The 2,760-nt window shown below is 62.2% G+C and carries 1 protein-coding gene and 1 pseudogene; one reads left to right on the top strand and one right to left on the bottom strand.

Annotation, left to right across the window (positions count from 1 at the left end; genetic code table 11):
• The first annotated feature begins 413 nt into the window (after positions 1 to 413).
• Positions 414 to 2,125, top strand: a pseudogene (locus tag H0V78_08375) (Kef family K(+) transporter).
• A gap of 8 nt (positions 2,126 to 2,133) precedes the next feature.
• Here H0V78_08375 and H0V78_08370 read toward each other — a convergent pair.
• Positions 2,134 to 2,760 (bottom strand): EAL domain-containing protein (locus tag H0V78_08370; protein ID MBA2351792.1); only part of this gene is annotated, 627 nt, incomplete at its 5' end.

Below are 2,760 nucleotides of genomic sequence, written 5' to 3'. Positions count from 1 at the left end.
TCGCAAAAGCCCTCGGTACAATAGCGATCGAATATCACCGGTTGTTCTCGTTGGTTGCGATCGGCATGGCTAACCTGCGGCGTCGCATTAACTAAGCAGGCAAGGACGTGTACGAATTCAAGGATTGTGTGCGCGCTTTGCCTCGCCGCAGCACTGCGCTGGTGCATCGGAATTGAAAAATCAAGGTGCACCGCACCAGTTTGAATCAATCGCCGCCGTCGCGGCCGTGGGTTCGGTCTGATATGGCGAAAACAGCAATTCCCGTTCCAAAGAAGCGGCAGCGTTCCTGCGCTTACCAGTCGCAGTCTGACTGCTAGGATAGTGAAGCGAAACCGCCGTTGGCCGGTCCCAAAAATGGCGGAAACGCGGAAACACCTATTATTATCCCTTGCGGACTTCCGGAGAAAAACCCTATGCCGCACAGCATCACCCTGATCACAACCATAGCCGCCGCTTTCGGGCTGGCGCTGGTCTTTGGCTTTATCGCGCTCCGTCTGAAGCTGCCGGCCCTGGTCGGCTATCTGGTTGCCGGGATCGTCATCGGGCCGGCGACGCCCGGCTTCGTCGCCGATATGAATCTCGCCAGCCAGCTCGCTGAAATCGGCGTCATGCTGTTGATGTTCGGTGTCGGTCTGCATTTTCACTCGGCGATTTGCTGGCGGTGCGGCGCATTGCGTTGCCCGGCGCCATCCTGCAGATCGCCGTCGCGACGGCGCTGGGCGTCGGCATCGCTGCGGTATGGGGTTGGAGCCTGGGCGCTGGGATCGTGTTCGGGCTTGCTCTCTCCGTCGCCAGCACGGTCGTGCTGATCAAGGCGCTCGAAAGCCGAGGTGCGCTCGAATCGCTCAACGGCCGCATCGCCGTCGGCTGGCTGGTGGTCGAAGATCTCGTCATGGTGCTGGTTCTCGTGCTGCTGCCCCCGCTGGCCTCTGCGCTGGGCGGCAATGCCGCTGAGGCTGCCGGCGATCGAAGCCTGTGGGCCGGGCTGGCGATAACGCTCGGCCAGGTTGCGATTTTCGTCGCGCTGATGCTTGTCGTGGGCCGGCGATTATTTCCCTGGCTGCTGTGGCAAGTCGCAAAAACCGATTCGCGCGAATTATTCACCCTGTGCATAGTTGCCGCCGCCGTCGGTATTGCTTACGGCTCGGCCGAACTGTTCGGCGTGTCGTTCGCGCTCGGCGCTTTTTTCGCCGGCATGGTCATGCGCGAATCCGATCTCAGTTATCGCGCGGCCGAGGAATCGCTGCCGTTGCGCGATGCATTCGCGGTGCTGTTCTTCGTGTCGGTCGGCATGCTGTTCGATCCGCAGGTACTGCTGACCCAGCCGCTGCGCGTGCTCGCGGTCGTTGCCATCATCATCCTCGGCAAGTCGATCGCTGCGTTTCTGCTGGTGCTTGCGTTCCGCTACCCGCTCAACACCGCGTTGACAGTTTCGGCCAGCCTTGCGCAGATCGGCGAATTCTCGTTCATTCTGGCAGCGTTGGGGGTATCGCTGGGTCTGCTGCCGGTCGAAGGCCAAAGCCTCGTGCTGGCCGGCGCGTTGATTTCGATCGCGTTCAATCCGCTGCTGTTCTACCTGATCGAGCCGGTGCAGGAATGGATGCGCAAGCGCTCGGCGTTTGCCCGTTCGCTCGATCGGCGCGACGACCCGCTGGCCGAACTGCCGGCAACGATCGATCAAAGCAGGCTCAACGGTCAAGTCGTGCTGGTCGGCTACGGCCGTGTCGGCAGCCTGATCGGCGAGGCGCTGACGGAGCGCGGCGTGACGATCGTCGTCGCCGAACAGAATCGTGAGCTGGTCGAGCGCTTGCGCGCACGCGGCATCGCAGCGGTTTCCGGCGACGCCTCCGAACCCGACGTTCTGATCCAGGCGCATATCGCACGTGCGCGGCTGCTGGTCATCGCGACGCCGGATACATTTCGCGCCCGCCGGATGATAGAAATCGCACGCGCGCTCAATCCGAAAATCGACACCATCGTGCGCACGCATAGCGAAGACGAAGCCGCGGCGCTCAGACAGGAAAACGCCGGCAAGGTATTCGTAGGCGAACACGAATTGGCGCTCAGCATGATTCGCCACGCGCTCGATCCCGCGGCGCAAGATCGGAAAGCAGTGGGCAGTTAACCAGCGTGCTAGCGATAGCGGCTCTCGACCAGCAGCGTGAAATCTTCGGCGGCGAGCGGCTGGCTGAAATAAAAACCCTGCCCTTCACCGCAATGGCGGGCGCGCAAAAAGGCGAGTTGTTCGCGGGTTTCGATGCCCTCGGCAATGACGCGCTGCTTGAGGCTTTTGCCCATGGCGATGACTGCGGCGACGATGATGGCGTCGTCGGCGTCGGTCGTGATGTCGTTCACGAACGACCGGTCGATCTTCAGCACGTCGATCGGAAAGCGCTTCAGATAGCTCAAGCTCGAATAGCCGGTGCCGAAGTCATCGACCGCAAGCTGCAACCCCATTGCCTTGAGTTCGCGCAGCACGGCGGCAGTCGACTCGGCCTCCTGCATGAGTACGCTTTCGGTCAGTTCGAGTTCGAGGTAGCGCGGCGCAAGCCGGGTTTCGGCCAGGATCGCGCGCGCGCTTTCGAGAAAGCCGCTGCTTCGAAACTCGAGCGCGGAGATATTGACTGCCATCGCCATCGGCGGCCGGCCGGCATCGTGCCACGCCTGCGCCTGCCGGCACGCTTCGCGCAGCACCCAGCGGCCGATCGGCACGATCAAGCCGCAATCTTCCGCAATCGGCACGAACTGCGCGGGCGCGAT

The sequence above is a fragment of the Burkholderiales bacterium genome (genome assembly GCA_013695435.1).
Classification (GTDB): domain Bacteria; phylum Pseudomonadota; class Gammaproteobacteria; order Burkholderiales; family JACMKV01; genus JACMKV01.
Note: the sequence above shows the minus strand (reverse complement) of the source record. Positions and strands in the feature narration are given on the sequence as shown.